This window comes from Frigoribacterium sp. Leaf44 (genome assembly GCF_001421865.1).
Taxonomy (GTDB): domain Bacteria; phylum Actinomycetota; class Actinomycetes; order Actinomycetales; family Microbacteriaceae; genus Frigoribacterium.
On the sequence record NZ_LMLG01000006.1, the window covers coordinates 589,067 to 590,462 of the forward strand.

Consider the following 1,396-nt stretch of genomic DNA (forward strand, 5'->3'; position numbering starts at 1 on the left):
CCTCCACCTGACCATCGACACCGGGCTGCACCGCGAGGGCTGCCTGCCCTCGGACTGGCCGGCCTTCGTCGCCCGCGCCGTCGAGTTGCGCGACGAGGGCGTGGTCCGCCTGCGTGGCATCTTCTCGCACGTCAGCGAGACGAGCGAGGCCGACGACCAGGCCGCGGCCCGGGTGTTCGAGAAGGCCGTGGCCGACGCCGAGGCGTTCGGTGCCACCGTCGAGAAGCGGCACATGTCGTCGAGCTCGGCCGCCCTCGAGCACCCCGAGCGGCGGTTCGACATGGTGCGCATGGGGTCGAACGGCCTGGGCATCCCCGTGACCGAGGGCGTGACCGCCGCCGACCGCGGGCTGCGGCCGGTGCTCACGCTGAGCGCGTCCGTCGTCAAGGTCAAGCGCGTCGCCGCGGGCACCGGGGTCTCGTACGACTACACGTTCCGTGCTCCGTCGGACACGACGCTCGCCCTCGTGCCCCTGGGCTACGCCGACGGCGTCAGCCGCCGGGCGCAGGGCGCCGTGCACGTCGTCGTGAACGGTGCCCCCCGGCCGATCGTGGGCCGGGTCGCCATGGACCAGTTCCTGGTCGACATGGGCGACGACCCGGTCGCGGTCGGTGACGAGGTCGTGCTGTTCGGGCCGGGTGACCGGGGCGAGATGACCATCGGCGAGTGGGCCGACGCCACCGACACGATCCCCGAAGAGGTCGCCTGCCGCGTCGGCGCCCGGGTGCCGCGCGTCTACGTGGGCGGCCGCCCGTGACCACCCCGGGCGGTCCCGTCGAGCTCGCCGTCGTCGACGCGGACGCCATGGAGGCGCTGGGGCGTCGGGTGTCCGGCCTGCTGCGAGCGGGTGACCTGCTGGTCCTCACCGGACCGCTCGGTGCCGGCAAGACGACCTTCACGCGCGGCCTGGGCGAGGGGCTCGAGGTCCGCGGGCAGGTGGCGAGCCCGACGTTCGTGCTGGCGCGCACGCACCCGACCGCGTCGGGCACGCCCTTGGTGCACGTCGACGCGTACCGGCTGTCGGGCGAGGCCGAGCTCGACGACCTGGACCTCGACTTCGAGGGCTCGATCGTGGTCGTCGAGTGGGGCGCGGGACTGCTCGACGGGGTGTCCGACTCGTGGCTCGACGTCGTGATCGAGCGACCGACGGGTGCCCGATCGTCGGGTGCCGAGGAGGTCACCCCGCCGGGCGATCCCGACGAGCCCGACCAAGCCGACGAGCCCCGCGGGGTGACGATCACCCCGCACGGCCCCCGCTGGGCGGGCGTCGAGTTGCCCGCCCGCTGACCCGGCCGTGCGCCGCGGACGGCTCGTCACCGATCTCCCCACCGGGCGGTCGGCGGGTGAGAGCGGGTGATCCGTCGTGTGCGACCGCCGGGGTGCCCCCGTCGGGGGG

The 1,396-nt window shown here is 74.7% G+C and carries 2 protein-coding genes; both read left to right on the forward strand.

From position 1 onward, the window contains the following. On the forward strand, positions 1-757 hold a 757-nt coding region (alr, locus tag ASE87_RS11360), incomplete at its 5' end, for an alanine racemase (RefSeq protein WP_162235879.1). Next, entirely contained in the window at positions 754-1,287 is a 534-nt protein-coding gene (gene tsaE, locus ASE87_RS11365) for a tRNA (adenosine(37)-N6)-threonylcarbamoyltransferase complex ATPase subunit type 1 TsaE (protein WP_304437695.1), read from the forward strand. The genes alr and tsaE, both read left to right, overlap by 4 nt. Positions 1,288-1,396: the final 109 nt, after the last annotated feature.